Origin of the sequence: Bartonella sp. AA1HLJMS (assembly GCF_042197445.1) — a bacterium.
In the GTDB taxonomy this organism is placed as follows: domain Bacteria; phylum Pseudomonadota; class Alphaproteobacteria; order Rhizobiales; family Rhizobiaceae; genus Bartonella.
The window spans coordinates 41,630-62,811 of record NZ_JBHIRW010000006.1 but is presented as its reverse complement, the minus strand read 5'-3'; the positions used below and the strand labels follow the sequence as shown (position 1 = coordinate 62,811).

Genomic DNA, 21,182 nt, shown 5'->3' with positions numbered 1-21,182 from the left:
TTTTAGCCTATGAAATATTTGAAAAAACTTTCTCTTCACTTTTCATGACAAAACAGCAAAAAAATAAAGTGATCATGCAAAAGAAATGCCGTTTTTTGATAACCGGTTCCGTTTCCTTTTAAATTGAAGAATTTATTTATGCTTTTAGCTTTACAATACAACTAATAAGTGTAATTTGCAAATATAAAGCATCCAAACTGAATGAAAACTGAATGAAAAAAGAATCATTCAAGTTTTAAAGGCGCAAAGAAACAGCAAAAAATGACAAGAGTGATTGAAGCAAACGCAACAAACGTGTTAAAGAAAGAGCACCATTATGAAATTGTCGCAAAAAGCTTTTGACCAGTGTCACACTGAGAAAGAAAATGATCATGGATAGCAAGATTGTTCAACAGAATGAGATTCTTCAAGATGATATTCTCATTGAAAAACACGGAAGGGGTAAATTTGAAGGTTTTCGTTTTTATGCCAACAAAAACAGTACCGATCAAATAGCTGAGAAGCAAATTTCAACAGAGAATGAGAGTTTGATTCTTGCTTTTTCCAAACGCGCGACACGTTTTTGTGCTTCTGCAAATGGAGATTTTACCCTCAGTTCTGATGGAATTGTGCGCTGGATTGGTCAACCCGTAGGACAACTTGTAGCAACAGAAGATTTTTTCAAACCAAAACTGATTGTTTTAGCAGATGAACAACTCACGGGAGAATCCCGCAATAACGTTGTGAAACGATTAGAACGCTTTGTCACCTTTCATTTTGAAACGACTTTAAAACCCCTGTTTGATTTGCGCAATGCTGATAATTTAACGGATTCAACAAACAGTCTTGCTTTACAACTTTTTAACTCTTTAGGGATTTTACCACGCCGCGAAGTCTTAGACATTGTCAAAAACCTTGCGCAAGAATCACGTGCCGTTCTTCGGCGTCTAGGCGTGCGTTTTGGCGCTTTTCATATCTATGTTGCCGGAATGCTTAAACCTGCTCCGGTTCAAGCCATTACTCTCCTGTGGAATCTTCAAAATGCGGGACAAGATCAAACTGGTTTGGGTGAAGTTTTTTCAGCATTATCTGCTGGTCGAACCTCTTTAATTGTTGACCCTAACTATAACCGCCAATTTTATCAATTAGCCGGCTACCGAATCTTAGGACAACGTGCTGTACGGATTGATATTTTAGAACGTCTTGCCAATCTCATCCGTCCCGCACTTCATTGGAAACAAGGAAGTGATCCCAGACCCGATGGAGCCTATGATGGCAAAAGTTTTTTTGTTACACCAGCCATGATGTCCATTCTTGGGGCCAATGGAAACGATATGGAAGAAATCCTCAAAGGACTTGGTTATCAATCGTACAGCATAAGCAATACTGTTTTTGAACAAAATCTCTTTGCACACCAAGCCTCTTCCCCTGTCAATAGGGCAAAGCAAGATGTTCCTGCAGCAGAATGCGTTGGAAGTCAATGGCAAACAGTAAGCGATTTAGAAACAACACGAGAAGAAAAAAATATCTCATACCCAAACATTTCATCCTCTGGTATTGAAAAACATCTCCATAAAACCAATCGTTTACCAGCAGCTGAACCTGTTGGGAATTTTGCCAAATCCCCGCGCTCTACAGAAGAAGATAAAGTTATTTTGTTATGGCATTATAAGCATCAATTTCCCCACCATGCACAAAAAAAACGTGATAAATTAGGAAATAAGTGGCAAAATAAATCGAAGAACGCTGTAAAAAAAGCGGAATACAAAAATGAAAATTCCCCTCAAGAAGCACCATCACAAGCAAAACGCTCTCATAAGTTCCACAAATCCCAAGGAAAACATGCAAATCATAAGCCCTTTCAAAAAGAAAAGCGCCTTAATCCTGATTCACCTTTTGCGAAACTAGCTGTACTACGCGATCAACTCACCAATCATAAAAACACGCACACACTTTCCTCTAAAGAGAATTAAAGTAACAAATGGAGTTTGATCTTGACCCACGTAGTAACCGACAACTGCATTCACTGCAAATATACGGATTGCGTTGAAGTCTGCCCAGTTGATTGTTTTTATGAAGGGGAAAATATGCTTGTTATTCACCCCGATGAATGCATCGATTGTGGTGTTTGCGTGCCAGAGTGCCCAGCAGAAGCGATTTTACCTGATACAGAACCAGGATTAGAAAAGTGGTTAGAACTCAATCTTCATTATGCAAACAAATGGCCTAATCTAACCACCAAAAAAGATCCTCTTCCTCAAGCAAAAGAAATGGATGGTGTTCCAAATAAATTAGAAAAGTATTTTTCAGAAAATCCAGGAAGTGGCGAAGAGTAATGATAAAGTGTACACTCTCCTCCTTCAACGATTGAAAGACTTCTCTTGTAAAAATAAAAAATCCTTAAGCGAAATGATTGATTCTTTTAAATTTTGATGTTAGTGTTATTTTAACATGATCATCTTTCTAAGTATTTTTCTTTGCTTGTTATAGTAAAGCGGTGTATTTTTTTTTGATTTAAAAGTACTCGGCTTTTATGCTCACTTAATTGGTACAATATACTTGGTTAAAGAAAACTCAACCCTCAGGTTTATAACCTGTTTTCCGATACATTTGTTGATCATAAGGGAGTAAACTAAAATATGGCATCCCAACATGGAACGTCTTCCAAGACCAAAGAATTTGCAACCTCTGAATATATCGTCTACCCTACGCATGGAGTAGGACAAATTATAGCGATTGAAGATCAAGAAGTTGCAGGACATAAATTAAAACTTTTTGTCATTCATTTCGCGAAAGATAAGATGGATGTCAAAGTCCCCATTGCAAAAGCCCTTTCCGTTGGAATGCGTAAATTATCTGCTAGTGATTCTGTCGAACGTGCCTTAAAAGTTTTACGCGGAAAAGCACGCGTTAAACGGACCATGTGGTCACGTCGTGCACAAGAATATGATGCTAAAATCAACTCAGGAGATCTTATTTGTATCGCTGAAGTGGTCCGTGATCTTTTCCGCTCTAATCTACAACCTGAACAATCTTACTCTGAGCGCCAACTTTATACAGCTGCTCTTGAAAGAATGGCCCGCGAAATTGCGGTTATTAATAGTCTTTCTGAAACAGAAGCTATCAATCTCATAGAGATGCATCTCTCCAACAAGCCGGAACGCGAGTTTAAAACTGAGAGAGAAGAAACAGATGAAAACAGTAAAGCTGTCTACGCTGCATAATACACTCTTTCATCATAATGATGATATTTCGATAAAACCAGCGAAAAGCTGGTTTTATTTTTTAACATCCTCTCTGCCCTTAAGGACAAAGTTTCTTAACCAGCGCCAATCTATAAACAATCTAACTTTTCGACAAATTCCTCTTCCTCATTTTCTTTCTTCATAGATAACAAACTGATTAATCATCATAATCTAGCATTATTCATTATTAAATTAGAATCTTGAATATGGTAAGATTTCTCATTTCAAATTTCTCTCATGTTGAAGCAATCAAATCACTTGCTTGTCAATCACAAGTGGAGTTGATCTGTGGGTAAAAACTGTACAAAAAGAGCGAGACACTGTCTCAAACACCAAAGGATATACCAACATTGGAATCTGGCAAGATGTGTAAGGGCGGGGCTTGCTTTTTTATTAAGCGTAAAGATCATAGTGCCGTTTATACACTACACCGAAACTTTACCATTGACCCCCTTCTACAAAACCATTGGAACATTCAAAAACACCGTCATAAAATGGATGCCACAAATATTGAAAAATATTCCTTTTAAAAAAAGCGTGACAGTACAACATAAGCATATTTTGTCTTGGGCACTCTATTTTGCATGAGAAGCATTCCCCCCATTAAAAAACGCGATAAAAAAAGCATGAACTAAAACCATCATCTCCATTCTGTAAAAGGCATTCCAAATACTTTTGAAAGCTGTAAAATTAACTTAAAAAATAACAATAAAAATGAACGTTAGCATTGCCCCTTTCAATTTCATATTTTTCCCAAATGAGGTTTCTCATTTCAGAGATTACGAGATATACGCAATATTCTTACTCCAATCGGACACATAAAATCTAGAATGATTCATAGAACTCTTAAAAGTCTCAATCTCTGTTTCAAACAAACCGCTAAAGATTGGATATTCTCAGCAGGAATTGTCCAGATATCATCTTCAATCTGATCTTCACGAATATGACGCAAAGGATTAGTATGAACGCCTGTCAGGATAAGCAAACGCAAAGCCAGTCGTGTTATGTTTTGTGTTTTACAGAGTAACTGATAAAAGGCAGGAACATCTTTCCAATCCATGGCTAGTCTATTAATAGTTTTATGACGTTGCTTACCTTAAGAGCGCGCGTGCTTTTTTTTGCTTGTAAATCAACATCCAAACCCTAATGCAACCGCATGCTTAAGACAACGATTAAGACGCTTCAGTGCTGTCTGAGCTGTTCCAGCTTTTGCATGCCAAATGGGAGAAAGCGTATTGCGTATCTCTATTTGTGTAATCTCTGAAACGGGCAGACAGCCCAATTTAGGGAGAATATGAAGGCGTAATGGTAAAAACCAATCACAAGCTTTACCATCTCTTTTTAATTCAGCTTTACGGCTTTCAAAAGCATCTAAAGCAATGTTTTTTAAATAATGAAGATTACGCATTGCCTCACGCTTTTGTTTATCGCGTTCTTTAATGGGGTCACGACCCTCATGTAAAACAGCACGCCATTGGTTTGCCAATTCACGGGCTTTTTTTAAAGAGACATGTCTTAAGGCGCCCAAGCCCATTTCACGGCGCCGACCGTGAATGGTATAACGATAAAGCCATTGAGCACCACCATCTTTACGTTTATGAAGAAGCAAGCCGGCACCATCATTATATTTGCTAGCCCCCAATGTTGCGACAACCCTTGGCTCTTAAGACTCTTCATAAGAACCATTTCTAGTCCTTTCTTATACAAATTTTATCCACACACTCATCCCACTTGTGACGTGCAAACGAGTGGTTTTGATTGATTCTAGATAGAGAGATTTGAAATAAGTGAATCTTACGTTATTCGGGGTTCTAATTCAATATGAAAAACAATGAATTATATATATAAATCAATATGTTGTCTAGTGATGAACAGATAACAAAAAAATCATAAACTTAGGTAAGCAACACTATAAAATCATTCATAAACCAGCTATGAACTGGAGAATCGTACCGGCTTTGATAAAATACTTTGCTCACCCCCACACATAACATATCTGGTTTTAAGTTTACTTATTTTTACAAGCTGTTCGCAACAAATCCCTTATATTCACAAAAATAAGAAAAATATATAGACAATTCTTAGTTCAAAAACATGAAAATACAGCGTGATATTCATAAAAAAGTCTCATATACCTTTATCATAAAAAGCACTAAAGGTTATTGAATGTGTACACCTTCTGTCTTGTAACGGTTTTCTCTTTTCTGCTCATAAGAAAGCACGCTGGCATCAGCATACACTTAACCCCAATGTTACAACAATTCTTACATTTGAAAATATTCATTATAAACATTTTTCCTTTTTTATAGAGTTTTCACCCACATGCCAGCCCCACTTGTGACCGAAAAGCAAGTGATTGTCATTGATTCAACATGGGGGAAAATTTGAAATGAGAAAATCCTACGATAGACCTTCCATTCAAGGCGCAAAACAACAAATGATCTTTATAAATCAATGTGATGTCGATCTCTATTTTTTTAAGGAGAATCACATGTCACAATATAAGCCTATAGACAAACCATTGCCTTAAATATTCTCATAAAAAACACCGGTATGCTTAAAGCCTTACATGGATCAACCGCCTTAAACGACGATATTTTACGGTCTAATAGGATTCTCTCTACAGTCAATAAAGATTAAGTGCGATACAAAATGATTTTATTACTGAGCTAACTTATATCAATACCCAAGCTCTTAACGAAGTCATCATAAAAGACACTGATACAAGCAATCCCTTATAGCCTCTCAAGAAAACAAGAAAATCATCTCCCACAATAGAATCATTTCTCTACAGCAAAACTTTATCCCACACATGTTCTCAAGAAAAAGTGAAAAACGCATCTTACCCAATGCATTCACTAATGAAATAAAAGAAGTTCACCACTGGAAAAGAAAGAAAACGCTAAAGTTTTATAACCTCTAAAACGGAACATCCACGATACATTCCCTATTCCACATCGATAGAAGACGACGCAAGGGAGCCTCAACATTCATCTTAAAGCGAAAATGCACGCCCCAAGCGTGCATTGATCGATGAAATAAAAAAGTTGACCTCTGGAAAAGAAAGAAAACGCTCAGTCTTTAACTACTAAAACGGAACGCCCACGATACATTCCCGTTTTCAAATCAATGTGATGAGGACGACGTAATTCACCAGAATTTTTATCTTCGATATAAGTCGGCGCCTTCAGAGCATCAGCCGAACGGCGCATGCCCCTCTTCGCTGGAGAGGTTTTTCGTTTAGGTACAGCCATAAAAAGACACTCCAAATCCATTAAAACAGAAAAAGCAATGTCAAAAATGACAATGCTTCATTTAAAAACACCATAAAATTTGAAGATATTATACACTGATAAAAAAGAAGAGGCAATGTCAAAATGATCCTCCTCTTACTAAAAATGACCTTCTTATTATCAAAAATGGTGTCACAATAATCAAATGAATATCAAAAACACTGCAAAATTTGAGAATTTTATACACCAATGAAAGCTTTTTTATAAGCCCTTCATTCAATTTTTATTTGGTTTAAAAAGGGATTTGCGCATACAGTAGAGATACGGATAAAAAGAGAAGTTGATTTTTAATAAAAAACGACGCCAATTTATGAAAACAAGAAAAAGCGACAACCTTTCTCTTTAAACTTCATAATTTCATTTTTGTAAAAACAAAGGAAGCAAGAATGCACGAATTTACCACCCTTCTTGCAAAACATGGACATACCGTTGAAAAGCGGCTTGATACCCTGTTAAGTGATCAAATCCAAAATGGTGAAATTTCACGCCCTAAAAATTTAATCAAAGCCATGCGCTATGGTGTGCTGAACGGTGGAAAACGCTTGCGTCCTTTTCTTGTAATTCAAAGTGCTACACTTTTTGACGTCCCTGTAGAACATTCTCTTGATGTTGCATGTGCCTTAGAATGTGTCCATTGTTATTCGCTCATTCATGATGATCTTCCCGCTATGGATAACGATACACTCCGGCGTGGAAAACCCACCGTCCATATAGCATTTGATGAAGCAACAGCAATTCTAGCAGGCAATGCCCTCTTAACATTTGCCTTTGAAATCATTGCCCATAAAGCTAGTAATCTATCTACAGATATTAGAATCAAGCTGATCACATCTCTTGCACAATCGGCAGGACTTGGCGGTATGTTAGGTGGACAAATGCTGGACCTTGAAGCTGAAAAAAGACCGCAAGAAAGTACTGACATCATCACTCTACAACACATGAAAACAGCAGCCCTGATAAGCTTTGCTTGCCAAGCAGGTGCCATCATTGGCAATGCATCTAAAGAATTAACTGAAAAACTTACTGATTTTGGGACCTATCTTGGTTTAGCCTTTCAATTAACCGATGACCTTCTTGATGTCACCGCCAACACGCAAACCCTAGGAAAAACGGCTGGGAAAGATGAAACGGCACAAAAAGCCACTTTTGTTCATCTTTACGGCATTAAAGAAACCCAAAAAAAGCGAGATACACTCATCAGTAAAGCAGAAGCATTCTTACATCCTTTTGGCGCTAAAGCACTCCCCCTCCAACAAGCAGCACACTTTAGTGCAATACGCCAAAATTAAACTTCATCCACCCTATTGTACATAGTGTACACCGTCATATTTATTGAATGCATAATAGACTTTTCCAAGAAACATTACCATTAATCTCCATTATAGTCCTTATCATGAAATGGGTGCGACAAATCTTAAGAGGAATTTCATTAAAACAAGCCGCGTAAATTTATAACACAAATGCATTCTAGGTATCCTATTTTGCATGAAAAATGCCTTTCATTAAAGACTAAAAGAAACAAAATGTAAAACAATGCGTAATCACCATGTTTTAAAAGATATTACAGTGGATGCTTTAAAGCCGAATAAAAAACAACCGGAAAGAGGAAAACTCGTTTTCTCCTTTATGTCTTTAATCTTCTAACGATAAGGCAAAAATAAACAGAATAAGTATAAAACCAGGCATTTTATAAACCCGCAAAAAACAATAAAAGAAGTACAATGCCCTAAGTAAATGCCCTCAGTAGAGAGTCGTAATTTTTATGCCTTTCCACGCTATCTTGTTGTAGAAGATCAAATATGGTTACATTCTGTAAATTCAGTCGTGTATTGCTTGCTCTCTAAAAACACTTTTACAAAAATGCTCATTGTTTAGTTTAAGCATTATTTTTTTGAAGCTCGTATTTAAAATATCAGAAAAAAATGAACATAATGGCTATTTTGATTTTTATGCCACCCTCAAAGAACAAAGTCTTTTAATCCAATCTACTCTGTAAACAGTCTAGTTTCCTACCGAGTAGGTTTCTCTCGCTTTCCACGCATGCGATTCACTTAAACTAAAGACGCGATAAGCAAGACTTAAGAATATTCACCATGTACTTCTTAAAATACTTAATGTATCAAACAAGATACCTTCACCACCCCCTCAAATGACAGTATGTTACGGCATAACAGGATAAATAAAGCCATTAATTTCAATAGAACGAAAGACCAAAAAAATATTATTACCGATCTCTCTTTTCTTAGCAAGAAATATATAATACATTGATTTATAATGATAATTCGCGGTTGTTCAACTTGAATAAGAACCCTGAATACCGTAAGATTCTTTCATTTCAAATCTGTGTATATTGAATCAATAAAAATCACTTGCTTGCACCTCAAAAACAGAGAGAGCCGCGTAGGGCAAAACATCAAAGAAAAGACTAAAAAAATGCCTCTTATGAACCGTCTTAAAAGCCAAGGGCTGTCCGCAACATTAGGGGCTAGCAAAGTGAATAATTGTGTCGGCATGCTCCTTCAAAAGCAGAAACATTTTTATTTACAAAAGTGTGTAATAACTTCAATTGAATAATAATCATGATCACTGTACAACTTTAATTCATCACGCTCTTTATCTCGTTTATTCAATTATCACATAAAAAGAGAATTGATAAGATTAAACAGAGAATGATCATTGCAACAGAAAGATAAAAAAAGTCCTTATTATTATATATAATAGCGCAATCTAATTTGTGATAAGTAGTTTTTTCAATCCAAGTGCAAATTTCCTCCTTTAAGTGCAATTTTCTTATTAAGATGAAAAGCATCATTGTAAGTGAACCTATGCCTGTTGTAAAAGCTGGAAAATATGTCCACCTTTTGAAGCCATAATAAAAAAAACATGCAACATGGCCAAGAAAATGCCGCGATTATCAAGAGTATTATAGCCATTTAATATCCTTTGAGAGAATTTTTCTCATTATCCATTCAATGTCATTTGTAAATTCTTCTTGGTTTCATCATGTCATATATCGTGTTTAGCTCTATGCAAAAACGCGCTATTTGTTTAGTATTGTCACCATGACCAGCTCTCATACTAGACACAAGGTCAATAATTTGTGTTGTTGGGCTGATGCCATTTCCGCTGGAAGAATTAAGAAATTTTTTCGCGTAATCAATCATGGGGTCGGTAGAATTCATAGACATATTATAGGCCCAAATAAAATCGCTTTCTCTCCAGTTATAGTCATTACGCAAACTGCTTATGACATTGAGTAACATATCTGCTGATATCCATTCATTATAATCACCACGCAATAAATTAACAAAACGTCCACATAAAACAATCAGTATGTGACGATGCCGTATAATGTCAAACTTTGGTACGATATTCTGATAGCCATGGCTGTATACAAATTTTTTTGCTTGTTCATGCTTTTGAAAATGTTCAAAAGCGCCGTAATTTTCACTGATATATTTTTCGTAAAGTCTATCGTACTGTTCTAGACTATCCACGCGCGTACATCCCACCAATACAAATACAGAAAAAAGAGTTATCAATGTTACAACACGCGTTATGGATAACGATTTCATCGCTTTACCTTTTAATGACCATAATTTGTACGGCTTAACAGATTCCTATCAAATATATCAATATATGCTGTTTTCTTGTGGCTTATTTGTAGCAAATTGTACTCAACAATATTTCTGTACTTGGTTTTATTCCCTCTCAAAGAGGGGGCTGTCATTCAAAGTTTCCATAGATAAGTTTATTATCTGGATTAAGAGTATTTTCTAACATCAGAAAATACAGAGCTAACGCCACAATCAAAGAGAAAATACTCAAAAATGAGAATGTACAACGTAAAAAAATTATCTCAACAAGATGATTGATATTTTAAAGGAGGCAATGGTAAAATCCGCTAAATATACCAACAATAAAATAGATCATCAAAATATCAAAATCGATCATACGGGAATTCTTATGAGGACAGGCTATAAATTGTCCGACTGCTTAAATTAGCTCTAATGAGATAAAGTGTTACCAGCAAGGAACCAATAAAAACGGGAAAACTGCTCTATCACCATTCCTTAATAAGCATATAATCTGGCACAATCATTTTCTTTATCAGCGTCCAATCTTATCAGCAACTCTTTGTGCAATATTCATAAGCAGCATTTTTATTTCCCTTTTAACGATTATTATGCCAAGCCCACTTATAATGTACAAGCAGATGACTTTGATTACTTCAACATACATAGATTTTAAATAAGAATAACTGAGACTATTCAGTCTTTCTCATTCAACATGCAAAAACAACGATGCGCCTTAATAAATCAAAGCCTTGCCCCACTATGAAACCCTATAAAACACGTATCGTAATAAGTTAATATTCTCACTGAACTTTTTTGAGAGTTCCTTCTAAAAAAAATACTGCTAACAAGTAAATCAATAAATAAATAGCAAAAATATAAACGAGTGAGAAAAAGCCAAATATATTGACCATATACGCACTCATGTAAAAAAATACCAATAAGCTAAATCTCCCAACAGTTGACAAGAAAGATTCATATGTAGCCCTGAAATAATCACTAATACTATCATGCAAAACAACTTCTACACGAAGATATGTATACTTAATGAGATAAAAAATCATACAGACTAAAATGACAGCCATTTCTTTTCTTGGTTCAAAGAAAGCAACGGTAAAAATCAGTGAAGCCGAAAGAAACAACAATAAAATAAAATTCACTCTTTCACTTAGTTTTGTAAAGAGAAGACTAGCCAAGAGCTGAGAGAACAATATAAGTGAAAATGTCACACCAAGATCAAAATAAGTGACATTAATATTATGATCTTTAAATATCCACTGCCAATACTGCGAGAATATATTGAAAAAGATCAATGAAAAATAAAAGCATAAAGAGATATAAGGAACTTTAATAAAAATAGACAACATCTCCTTAGCTTCACAAATGAGAGAATTCGCTTTATTTGGTTTTTTCTCCCCCTTCAAGTCATCAAGAAAAAACAAACCAAATAGTGTTGTCATCAACATTAAAAACGCCGCGATATACCATATATATTGGCTAGAATAATCAGCAAAATATGCCCCGATTAAACTGAATATAAACATGCCGATGTAATTATATTGAGAGCTGGAACCAAGCACTTTTTTAGTGGATGTCAATTTTTCTTTTGCATATTGAACAAGTAAAGCATTATAGGCTCCAGCAATTAATGTCAGCGATAAGGCATTAAAAGTTTCTGCCAAAAGAAAACCATAAAAGCTTGTAGAAAATCCCATGAGAAAGAGCCATGTGGCAGCAAAAGCCGCTGCCAAAACGATCGATATTTTATAACTTTTTCGATCAGCAAAATATCCCAGAGGAATATCGGTAACCATCATAATAAAAGCCTGAAACGACTTAATGACACCAATATCAATAAGCGTTAAGCCTTTTTCAAGCATATAAAAGACAATAAAGGCGCCAGTTAAAATCCTTATACCATTAAATAAAAAGCCAAACGCTAATATACTTGTCATGCACTCCCCCAATAACGCCAAAAAAGGCACCCGTATACATCATTTTATATCCATATAAAAGCTTACATTTTACGACAAATAGGACTATAATCGCTATAAGGATTTCCAATCCTATCAATTTGATACCCCAAAAAATGCTGGGAAAATGCCTGAAAAATCAATAAACAATGTTCTTTCTATAATTTGATATTTGAAGAATCCGTTAAATATTTTACTGTCTCAAGAGCAGCCAAAAAACCAGCAACAACATTTACGGATCTATTTAAAGTATTCATATCGTTTTGCTTAATAGTCTTAACACACTCAAACTCATTAATATCCTTCATAAGCTTCTGATTCTAAAACAGGCATATCATCTGGTTTTACCTAAAATAATAAGCAACCAACAACAGTATTGACCATAGCTAAAGCAGCATACAACAGCACCATCTTCACATTGAAGACAGCTTGTTTTAAAAAAAACGACACACCCTTTTTACTTCAACCTTATGCGATTTTTACCTCAACCTTGCCCAAAGCGTGTATGAATATAATCACTCAAAAGCGCTTCAAATTCTTCAGCAATGTGATCACCCCGTAAAATTTTTACCTTTTGTCCCTCAATAAAAACAGGTGCCGCAGGACTTTCCCCCACTCCAGGCAAAGAGATTCCAATATCCGCATGCTTTGACTCCCCCGGTCCATTGACGATACATCCCATCACAGCAACCTTCAAGCTTTCAACGCCAGGGTATTTTTCACGCCAAACAGGCATATTTTTGTATAAATCTGCTTCAATTTTTTGTGCCAATTGTTGAAAGACCGTTGAGGTTGTGCGCCCACAACCAGGACAAGCCGCAACAACAGGCAAAAATTGCCGAAACCCCATCACTTGCAAAAGTTCTTGCCCCACCTTTACTTCTCGTGTCCGATCACCACCAGGTTTTGGTGTTAAGGAAATTCGTATCGTATCACCAATCCCTTGCTGTAATAAAATACCCAAAGCCACCGAAGAAGCAACAATGCCCTTTGTTCCCATCCCAGCTTCCGTTAATCCCAAATGAAGAGCATAATCACAACGCGCCGCCAAGGTGGTATAAACAGCAATAAGATCTTGGACATCACTCACTTTAGCAGAAAGAATAATTTTATCACGCCCCAATCCTAACTCTTCTGCTAAAGCAGCCGAAAGCAAAGCCGACTGAACAACAGTTTCCCGCATCACTTCAGCAACCGATAAAGGATTTTCTTGCTGTGCATTTTCATTCATAAGCCGTGTTAACAACGCATTATCAAGAGAGCCCCAATTCACGCCAATGCGAATAGGTTTATGATACCGACAAGCAATCTCTATAATTTCTGCAAATTGACGATCTTTTTTTGCGCCAAAACCAACATTTCCAGGATTGATGCGATATTTTGCAAGCGCCTCAGCACACGCAGGATGCTCAGATAAAAGCTTATGACCAATATAATGAAAATCCCCCACCAATGGGATAAAAAATCCTAACCTCTCCAATCGCTCCCGTATTTTTGGTACAGCCGCCGCCGCTTCATCGCGATCAACAGTAATTCGAACCAATTGTGAACCAGCTTGCCAAAGAGCAGCTACTTGAGAAACAGTTGCATCAACATCAGCGGTATCTGTATTAGTCATTGACTGTACAACTATCGGGCTCTGCCCCCCAATAATCACATCACCAACAACAACACCAACAGATCGACGACGCTCAAGTGGTTTAGATAAAAAATAGGTCGTACTCATCAAGTCCTCAAATTTTTAAAACCTGCGCTATCAATCATTATTTACATTGACTTCCTCCGCGCTTCAAAGGACGAAAATTACACCGCCCACCAATCTTAACAGATTGCTCTCAAAAGGTTCTACCTACTAACACTGATGCAATACAATTCATAGGTAGATTCATTCTATAGACGCACCGGATAAGTTCTACTACTTCTGTTCAAGTTTATACTTCTACACTTGGTTGCTTCAAAAAGAAACTGAAACAAAACAGAGACAATACTGTATTTTTAAGTTGCATGCCGATACCTTAATCAACGTCACCACAAAACAATGTTTTACAACACAACAGATAACGCCTATCAAAGCGCAATTTTTAAAAATGCATGAAAGACATCGCCAAATTAATCCAACATATTGATTTATAATAATCTATTTTTTACAAATTTGAATAGCAACCCCAAATATCGTAAGATTTCCTCATTTTAAATCTTCTTAATTGAATCAATCAATACCACTCCCTACAGCCACAAGAGAATAGATAGATAAAAACTCCTTATAAACTATTTCAAGTGCCAAAAGCTATCCCAACACTTTAAACAAACAAAAAAATGAAGACATCGCCCACCATCTTTATGAATGAATCTTACACCATTTTGTAAAAATTTTTACCTTACATCCTTAACAAACACCATCACGAAATGAACTCAAGTACATTAAGAAATGCCTCATTAAACCCAAACTTTTAATTCTCATCTCACCCACGCGCGGCATTATCAATGCAACCTTTCAATGTTCAAGCCGTTATAGCAAAACCCCAAACACAATTCCAACTGTCACGCAACAATTTAACACATGAAGGAGTCAATAAATGTGTCTATTTTCACCCCATAGAAAAAATGCTAAAATTAAAAAACGTATAGCACTCTTAAAAAGAGAGCTGGTCCCCGTAAATCATTGGAGTTTTCAAAATGATAGCTTTGAAAACATTTCTGAGCTGTTTAACACATGGAAACAAAAAGGCCGTCACGCACTTTATCACCTCAACGAACATGCTACAGAATTAAAGAAAAAAGCGAAAGAAAATCCTAAAAAAACCCTCGCATTAGCAGCAGGAGTCGTTTTAGTAAGCTTCTTACTGATCCGTAAAAATTAATAACACAACCAATAACCTTCCCTTTTAATGCCCGCCTCAAAACGGGCATTTTTATGGTTTACAAAATATAAACTTTACGTCTTCCTCCTAACTTTACGCCCTCTCCCAAAAGGATAAGTTTCCCATCCGACCCAGTCTATAATCCAGTTTTTTATCTGGCATCCCCCCCTACCCCCATCTTCCAAACATGCGGTGACACCACACCTCAAAGGACAGTGTTGTGCAAAACCACAGGCAAAGCTTCCAATACTCCCCCCCTACTGAGTTAGTTCAAAAGAAATGGAAGTGAGTAAAGATGCATGCGCTTTAATATTCTAAGGAACATTATTTTACATCATGACATAAAAGTATAAGAAGCCTAAGAGCTTTAAAACATGTAGTATAGCAAACCAAACGAAATCTTCCAATGTAAACAACCACTTGCTATAAGTAAATGACGCAAAAATTAAACTGAAAAAACCCAAAATTTCATCCTCCAGAATCGACTCGCTGCGAAGTATCTACATAGGTAACCACGGACATGCCAGGAATGAGTTTTTCAATTCCTTCCTGCCCAGGATCTAAAGCAATCCGTACTGAAATACGTTGCGCAATTTTGATAAAATTACCAATTGTCGTATCCGTTTTTAACAATGAAAACTCTGAGCCTGTAGCAGGTGCAAAACGAACCACACGCCCTGTTAACTTTTTGTTGTTCAATGCATCAACAGAAAAAACAACCGGTTGTCCCACACGCATCTGAGAAAGTTGCGTTTCCTTATAATTAGCAATAATCCAAATATCATCAGAAATAACAGAGACCAATTGTGTCCCCGGCATAACATATTGCCCTACCCGCGCTCCAACTAATCCAATATAGCCTGTTCGAGGAGATAAAATCTTTGTGTGATCGAGATTAAGTTTTGCCAACTCAACACTCACCTTCGCTCCCGCAATTTCTGACTGTAAACTTTGCCGTTCAAGATCCAATTGTTTTTGCAATTGGCGTTTTGTTTCGAGAGCTGTCAAGAGTTGTGAAAGAGGACGAGAAACAGAACTTGCCGCATCACCAAAACCTAACTTTTTACTATCTGGAACAACATTGGAAAATGCTCGTGAACGCGCCAATTCCACCTCTGCTGTATTAATTTCGCCCTGCAAAAGCTGTGCTTGTAATTCAATACTTGCCAGTTTTGCATTTTTTGAATCGAGAACAGCCTGTGCCCGTGCAAGCTGCTGCCGAAAAAGAGAATCATCGAGCTCAAAAAGCAGCATTCCCTTTTCAACACGTTGATAATCTTGCACATAAATCCGTGCAATCACCCCAGAGATCTGTGAACTAACCAGAGTAACATTGCCCTTAATAGAAGCATTATCCGTTATTTGAATGTTACTCACAAAAGGAGGAAGCCTCCAAGCCCACAAAATCAGCAAAACACCCGTAATGCCCGATAGGAATGCAACAATCGTAGCTTTTGACCGTAATTTTTTTATCATTTTTTTGCACCCCTCTTTCTATGACATTACTCTACTTTTCTAATGCACGCAAAGAGCATGACTTAACAATCATTGTGACAAGAAAAATAACGAATACAACCATTGAAATATAAAAATAAAGCCGAAAAACGTCATCATAAGCAAAAATATTTGCTGTTAACTTAAATTTCTCTATCAACATAGAAGTATCCTGCTCACTTCTCAAGCCATTGGGAACAGAAACACCATAAGAAGGCGAAAATAAAGTATTCATCTCACCAGAAATAAGCGGATCAGTAATAATAATATTTTGTGTTAAGGACTCAAAGTTCTTATGGGCAAAATAAAACTGAAGGCTGCCAAAAAAAGCCGACCCCATCAATCCCCCTGTCACTTGCGTTAGCAAAAAAACAGCAATAAAACTTAAAACGTAACGCGGTCCTCGCTCACCAGCGATCACAAACCCTTTGAAAAGAGCCGGAGGCAAAAAAAGTGCATAACTAAAACTCACCAACCCTTGGCTCAACATCATATCTTGTGGGCGCGTTAAATGGTTTACATGACTATCTAAATAAGCTCCTAACGCCAAACAACCCAAAGACAACAAATAAAAATAATCCTCACGCCCCGCCCGTAAAAAAAAGACACAAACAGCCCCTCCTAACAGAATCCCTAATGTCACCGCAAGATACATGGGCGCCATCTCACGATTGAGCAAACCAAAAAGATTAAAAAACCCTACGGGCAAATTTGACCGCTCCAATAAAAAAACATGAAAAATAAATAAAATAAAAACAGATTGGACCATTTCTTTACTGAAAATCCAACGGAGATCAATCAACGGTTTTTCTCTATTAAGCTCAATAATAATAGCAATAGCCAACGAGAAAATAGCAAGTGCGAGCCCCCAACCAATCCATGGTGCTTCATACCACCAATACAATATGCCAACAGACATGATCACAGCATTTAATCCAAGACCAAGAGCAATCAAACCATAGCTTATCCAATCTAATTTTTGAATAACCTTACTACGCACAACAGGAGTAAGAGGCAAAGTATAGATACAGACCAAGCTGATAAGAACCAACCCCATTTCCAGAGCGGAAAGACTGGAAAAACCACCATTTTCCAGCAAATCAGGAGAAATCAAACGTGATAAAGGTGCCGCTAAAGCCGCATTCATATAATTCAAACTAAGACCAACAGTAAACTTCTTTGCTGGAGCAAAAGCCTCCATCATATAAAGCAGCGCAAGCGAAGCCAAAGGAGCAGCAGCAATCCCAGCAAAAAAGCGAATAATCAATGCAGAACGCAAATCCGTAACAAAGAGCTGCAACACGCAAACTAAAACAAAGCCAAGAATTGATAATTCAGCAAAAGCGCGCAGCCCAAATTGATAGCGGATTTTGATCAACATAATCGCTACACTCACATTTGGCGCCATATAAGCCGCTACCAGCCATGTCGTCTCGGCCAAAGTTGCATGAAAATCACCCGTAAGATGGACAATGTTAGACTGAACAATATTAGCCCCTAAACCATAAGCCCATTGCAAAATAAGAGAAGCAAAAATATAAACAAAGCACTTTGGCAAAGGTCCCGCAAAGACACGACCAGGACGAGGAAAAGGTTTTGCACTCCTTTTAGCAGACACAACCGTACTCTTTTTTCCGCTCATGTCATCTTTTCCTGTATACTCTGCTACGCTTCTATCAACACAGCACCATCAGCTGACAACTGCTGGAAAAAAGCCTCTATTTTATGATTGTCCTCATCACTTGTCCCTCCTTCTAACGTCGCTTGAATCTGCAAAATCTGCTGTTCTAATACATCAAAAGAAAGATTCTCTACAGCTACAACGTGCTCTACCAATAAAGAGCAGCCTGAAAAGGTAATATTTGCAACACCCCCGCATACAACAAATAATTTTTCACCCACAGAGGTGCGAACACGAACACTGCCCAACACAATACTTGCCACCAATGGCGCATGATGCGCCATAACTGTCAAATAACCTGAGGCTGAAGGAAGAACAACAGACACTACCTGCTCTGAAAACACAATTTTTTCAGGCGATACAAGCTCAAATAAAAAATGCTCTTCTCTATTGTTTTCCACAAAAGTCTCCAAAATACCCGATATAAGGACTCTCCGTTTTCTCCAACGACTCGTCCTTTTTAACGAAAAATACCCATGACAGTTTTCTCTTGAATAAGAAGCTTCTTACTAAGAAGCCTCTGCCATGAGACGCTTTCCTTTTTCAAGTGCTTCATCAATCGAACCAACCATATAAAAAGCAGCTTCTGGCAAATCATCGTAATCGCCAGCACAAAGCCCCTTAAAGCCTTTGATTGTCTCTTCCAAAGGAACGAGTTTCCCCGGCGAACCAGTAAAGGCTTCCGCAACATGGAAAGGTTGCGAAAGGAAACGTTCAATTTTACGTGCCCGCCCCACCAGCAATTTGTCATCTTCAGAAAGTTCATCCATTCCAAGAATAGCAATAATATCCTGAAGCGCTCTATAACGTTGTAAAATGGTTTGCACTTGACAAGCAACCGTGTAATGCTCTTCCCCCACAATCAATGGATCCAACATACGCGAGAAAGAGTCAAGCGGATCAACCGCTGGATAAATCCCCTTTTCCGCAATAGAGCGCGAAAGAACAGTTGTTGCATCCAAATGAGCAAAAGACGCTGCCGGCGCCGGATCCGTCAAGTCATCTGCCGGAACATAAATTGCCTGAACGGAAGTAATAGAGCCTGTTTTTGTACTGGTAATACGTTCTTGCAACGCCCCCATATCTGTTGCCAAAGTCGGCTGATACCCAACAGCAGAAGGAATACGCCCTAAAAGAGCAGATACCTCAGCTCCTGCTTGCGTGAAACGGAAAATATTATCCACAAAGAAGAGAACATCTTGTCCTTCATCACGGAAACTTTCTGCAATTGTCAATCCTGAAAGAGCCACACGCGCACGCGCTCCTGGTGGTTCATTCATTTGCCCGTAAACAAGGGCACACTTTGACCCTTCCGTTGAACCATTATTCTCTTTTGGATTCACATTCACGCGGCTTTCGATCATTTCATAATAAAGATCATTTCCTTCACGTGTACGTTCTCCCACACCAGCAAATACAGAATAGCCACCATGTGCCTTTGCAATATTGTTTATAAGCTCCATAATGAGAACGGTTTTTCCAACACCAGCACCACCAAACAAGCCAATTTTACCCCCTTTAGAATAAGGGGCTAACAAATCCACGACTTTAATACCGGTTACGAGAATTTCCGAAACAGTCGATTGTTCAACATATTCAGGTGCCTCTTGGTGAATAGAACGTGTTTTGGTTGAAGCGATTGGTCCCACATTATCCACCGGTTCCCCAATCACATTCATAATACGTCCCAACGTTGCTTCTCCTACAGGAACGCTAATTTGTGTGCCTGTATCCACAACCTTTTGGCCCCGCATCAAACCATCAGTCGTATCCATAGCAATCGTACGCACAGTATTTTCACCCAAATGCTGCGCAACTTCTAATACCAAGCGATTGCCTAAATTCTCTGTTTCCAAAGCGTTGAGAATTTTTGGCAATTCACCTTCAAATTGCACATCAACGACAGCACCAATAATCTGCTTGATTTCACCAACAGCGCCTTTTGCATGCTCTTCTTTTTTTGCGGATGTATCTTTTTTTACAGGTGTATCTTTAGCTGCATCACGCGCAGGTACAGAGGAAGCCTTTACATCCACTTGAGATTTCGAAGCGGCTTTTTTCACGCTGGAACGAGCAGCTGGTTTCTTTTTTTCACCTTTTTCTGTTCCTTTGCTTGAGGTTACTGCTTTTACCATCAATCTTTACCTTCTCCATTTAAAGCGCTTCAGCGCCCGCAATAATTTCGATCAATTCTGTCGTAATCTGTGCTTGACGTTGACGATTATAAGCCACCGTCAATTTACTAATCATTTCACCCGCATTGCGCGATGCATTATCCATAGCTGTCATCTTGGCGCCCATTTCACCAGCAACATTTTCTAGCAAAGCCCGAAAGATTTGCACCGAAAGATTACGTGGTACAAGGGCCTCTAAAAGAGACGCAGCATCAGGTTCATATTCATAAACAATCGATTGTGAACCTTTGTTATGATCGGTTTGCTCCACAATATCTATTGCCCCAACAGCTGCTTTTGGAGCAACCATTGGAATCAAATCCAAGGCTGTTGGACGCTGATTAATTACGGAAACAAATTCAGAATAAAACAGCGTACAAACATCGAAAGCACCTTCATTGAATAAATCAACAATCCGTTGACTAATCATCACTGCCTCTGCAAAACCAATTCGCTTTACAGCATGCAAATCGATATGATCAATTATCAAGCCTTTGTAATCACGCGATAAAATATCCGCGCCTTTTTTACCCACAGTGATAATTTTTACTATTTTATCAGTCGCCAACAATGCCTTAATCTGTTCACGTGCACGACGAGCAATTTGCACGTTAAAAGCACCACACAAACCGCGCTCAGCAGTACACACCACCAAAAGATGCACATCATCGCGCCCCGTACCACGCATAAGAGTAGGCGCATCAACACCATCTACATCAGCAGCAACACTGGTCAAAATATCAGCCATTCTCTTCGCATAAGGGCGTGCAGACTGCGCTGCCTCTTGAGCACGATGCAACCTTGCCGCTGCAACCATTTGCATAGCTTTGGTAATCTTTTGTGTTGCTTTAACCGAAGCGATACGGTCTCTAAGATCTTTTAGTGAAGCCATTCAAGCATTCCATCA

14 protein-coding genes and 1 pseudogene are annotated in these 21,182 nt (G+C 37.9%); 5 read left to right on the top strand and 10 right to left on the bottom strand.

Translation table 11 applies throughout. From position 1 onward, the window contains the following. Positions 1-371: 371 nt before the first annotated feature. The 3 genes from ACFIQE_RS03305 (at position 372) to ACFIQE_RS03295 (ending at position 3,203) form a co-directional block, all read left to right on the top strand. The gene (locus tag ACFIQE_RS03305; RefSeq protein WP_375707265.1) at positions 372-1,952 is read left to right on the top strand and encodes a hypothetical protein; all 1,581 of its coding nucleotides are present in this window, start codon (positions 372-374) and stop codon (positions 1,950-1,952) included. A gap of 21 nt (positions 1,953-1,973) precedes the next feature. Beyond that, complete coding sequence (gene fdxA / locus ACFIQE_RS03300; RefSeq protein ID WP_015856977.1) at positions 1,974-2,315, top strand: ferredoxin FdxA; 342 nt, start codon at positions 1,974-1,976, stop codon at positions 2,313-2,315. Positions 2,316-2,618: 303 nt separating this feature from the next. Then, on the top strand, positions 2,619-3,203 hold the full coding sequence (locus ACFIQE_RS03295; protein ID WP_273790499.1) for a CarD family transcriptional regulator: 585 nt from the start codon (positions 2,619-2,621) through the stop codon (positions 3,201-3,203). Between the two features lie 907 nt (positions 3,204-4,110). On the opposite strand, the pseudogene ACFIQE_RS03290 reads toward ACFIQE_RS03295, so the two are convergent. Both ACFIQE_RS03290 and rpmF read right to left on the bottom strand, forming a co-directional pair. Further along, positions 4,111-4,910: pseudogene (locus ACFIQE_RS03290) on the bottom strand (tyrosine-type recombinase/integrase); the annotation flags it as partial. A 1,388-nt stretch (positions 4,911-6,298) separates the two neighbouring features. Beyond that, the gene (gene rpmF, locus ACFIQE_RS03285; RefSeq protein ID WP_005774555.1) at positions 6,299-6,478 is read right to left on the bottom strand and encodes a 50S ribosomal protein L32; all 180 of its coding nucleotides are present in this window, start codon (positions 6,476-6,478) and stop codon (positions 6,299-6,301) included. A 425-nt stretch (positions 6,479-6,903) separates the two neighbouring features. Here rpmF and ACFIQE_RS03280 point away from each other — a divergent pair, with 425 nt between their 5' ends. Beyond that, entirely contained in the window at positions 6,904-7,806 is a 903-nt protein-coding gene (locus ACFIQE_RS03280) for a polyprenyl synthetase family protein (RefSeq protein ID WP_375629668.1), read from the top strand. Between the two features lie 1,686 nt (positions 7,807-9,492). Here ACFIQE_RS03280 and ACFIQE_RS03275 read toward each other — a convergent pair. The 3 genes from ACFIQE_RS03275 to ispG form a co-directional block, all read right to left on the bottom strand. Then, entirely contained in the window at positions 9,493-10,092 is a 600-nt protein-coding gene (locus ACFIQE_RS03275) for a hypothetical protein (protein ID WP_375632066.1), read from the bottom strand. Between the two features lie 803 nt (positions 10,093-10,895). After that, positions 10,896-12,047, bottom strand: coding sequence for an MFS transporter (locus tag ACFIQE_RS03270; protein ID WP_375632067.1), 1,152 nt, complete (start codon positions 12,045-12,047; stop codon positions 10,896-10,898). A 502-nt stretch (positions 12,048-12,549) separates the two neighbouring features. Then, entirely contained in the window at positions 12,550-13,791 is a 1,242-nt protein-coding gene (gene ispG, locus ACFIQE_RS03265) for a flavodoxin-dependent (E)-4-hydroxy-3-methylbut-2-enyl-diphosphate synthase (protein WP_375611729.1), read from the bottom strand. 850 nt (positions 13,792-14,641) lie between these two features. On the opposite strand from ispG, the gene ACFIQE_RS03260 reads away from it, so the two are divergent. Continuing rightward, positions 14,642-14,926 carry a hypothetical protein gene (locus tag ACFIQE_RS03260; protein WP_375673637.1) on the top strand — a complete coding sequence of 95 codons (285 nt, stop codon included), beginning with the start codon at positions 14,642-14,644 and terminating at the stop codon, positions 14,924-14,926. 468 nt (positions 14,927-15,394) lie between these two features. Here the strand turns inward: ACFIQE_RS03260 and ACFIQE_RS03255 are convergent, their stop codons facing one another. The 5 genes from ACFIQE_RS03255 to ACFIQE_RS03235 form a co-directional block, all read right to left on the bottom strand. Then, the gene (locus ACFIQE_RS03255; RefSeq protein WP_375611727.1) at positions 15,395-16,402 is read right to left on the bottom strand and encodes an HlyD family secretion protein; all 1,008 of its coding nucleotides are present in this window, start codon (positions 16,400-16,402) and stop codon (positions 15,395-15,397) included. 31 nt (positions 16,403-16,433) lie between these two features. Then, a complete protein-coding gene (locus ACFIQE_RS03250) occupies positions 16,434-18,062 on the bottom strand; it encodes an MFS transporter (RefSeq protein ID WP_375707264.1) in 1,629 nt (542 codons plus the stop codon). Between the two features lie 23 nt (positions 18,063-18,085). Then, a complete protein-coding gene (gene atpC / locus ACFIQE_RS03245) occupies positions 18,086-18,502 on the bottom strand; it encodes an ATP synthase F1 subunit epsilon (protein ID WP_375611725.1) in 417 nt (138 codons plus the stop codon). Between the two features lie 108 nt (positions 18,503-18,610). Further along, entirely contained in the window at positions 18,611-20,236 is a 1,626-nt protein-coding gene (gene atpD, locus ACFIQE_RS03240; protein ID WP_375613176.1) for a F0F1 ATP synthase subunit beta, read from the bottom strand. A gap of 19 nt (positions 20,237-20,255) precedes the next feature. Continuing rightward, positions 20,256-21,167 carry a F0F1 ATP synthase subunit gamma gene (locus ACFIQE_RS03235; RefSeq protein ID WP_375613175.1) on the bottom strand — a complete coding sequence of 304 codons (912 nt, stop codon included), beginning with the start codon at positions 21,165-21,167 and terminating at the stop codon, positions 20,256-20,258. Positions 21,168-21,182: the final 15 nt, after the last annotated feature.

Bases quoted from the DNA above. Each gene is read 5' to 3' on its own strand.
- ACFIQE_RS03305 (WP_375707265.1), top strand. From the start codon at position 372: ATGGATAGCAAGATTGTTCAACAGAATGAGATTCTTCAAGATGATATT.
- ACFIQE_RS03295 (WP_273790499.1), top strand. From the start codon at position 2,619: ATGGCATCCCAACATGGAACGTCTTCCAAGACCAAAGAATTTGCAACC.
- rpmF (WP_005774555.1), bottom strand. From the start codon at position 6,478: ATGGCTGTACCTAAACGAAAAACCTCTCCAGCGAAGAGGGGCATGCGC.
- ACFIQE_RS03280 (WP_375629668.1), top strand. From the start codon at position 6,904: ATGCACGAATTTACCACCCTTCTTGCAAAACATGGACATACCGTTGAA.
- ACFIQE_RS03275 (WP_375632066.1), bottom strand. From the start codon at position 10,092: ATGAAATCGTTATCCATAACGCGTGTTGTAACATTGATAACTCTTTTT.
- ACFIQE_RS03270 (WP_375632067.1), bottom strand. From the start codon at position 12,047: ATGACAAGTATATTAGCGTTTGGCTTTTTATTTAATGGTATAAGGATT.
- ispG (WP_375611729.1), bottom strand. From the start codon at position 13,791: ATGAGTACGACCTATTTTTTATCTAAACCACTTGAGCGTCGTCGATCT.
- ACFIQE_RS03260 (WP_375673637.1), top strand. From the start codon at position 14,642: ATGTGTCTATTTTCACCCCATAGAAAAAATGCTAAAATTAAAAAACGT.
- ACFIQE_RS03255 (WP_375611727.1), bottom strand. From the start codon at position 16,402: ATGATAAAAAAATTACGGTCAAAAGCTACGATTGTTGCATTCCTATCG.
- ACFIQE_RS03250 (WP_375707264.1), bottom strand. From the start codon at position 18,062: ATGAGCGGAAAAAAGAGTACGGTTGTGTCTGCTAAAAGGAGTGCAAAA.
- atpD (WP_375613176.1), bottom strand. From the start codon at position 20,236: ATGGTAAAAGCAGTAACCTCAAGCAAAGGAACAGAAAAAGGTGAAAAA.
- ACFIQE_RS03235 (WP_375613175.1), bottom strand. From the start codon at position 21,167: ATGGCTTCACTAAAAGATCTTAGAGACCGTATCGCTTCGGTTAAAGCA.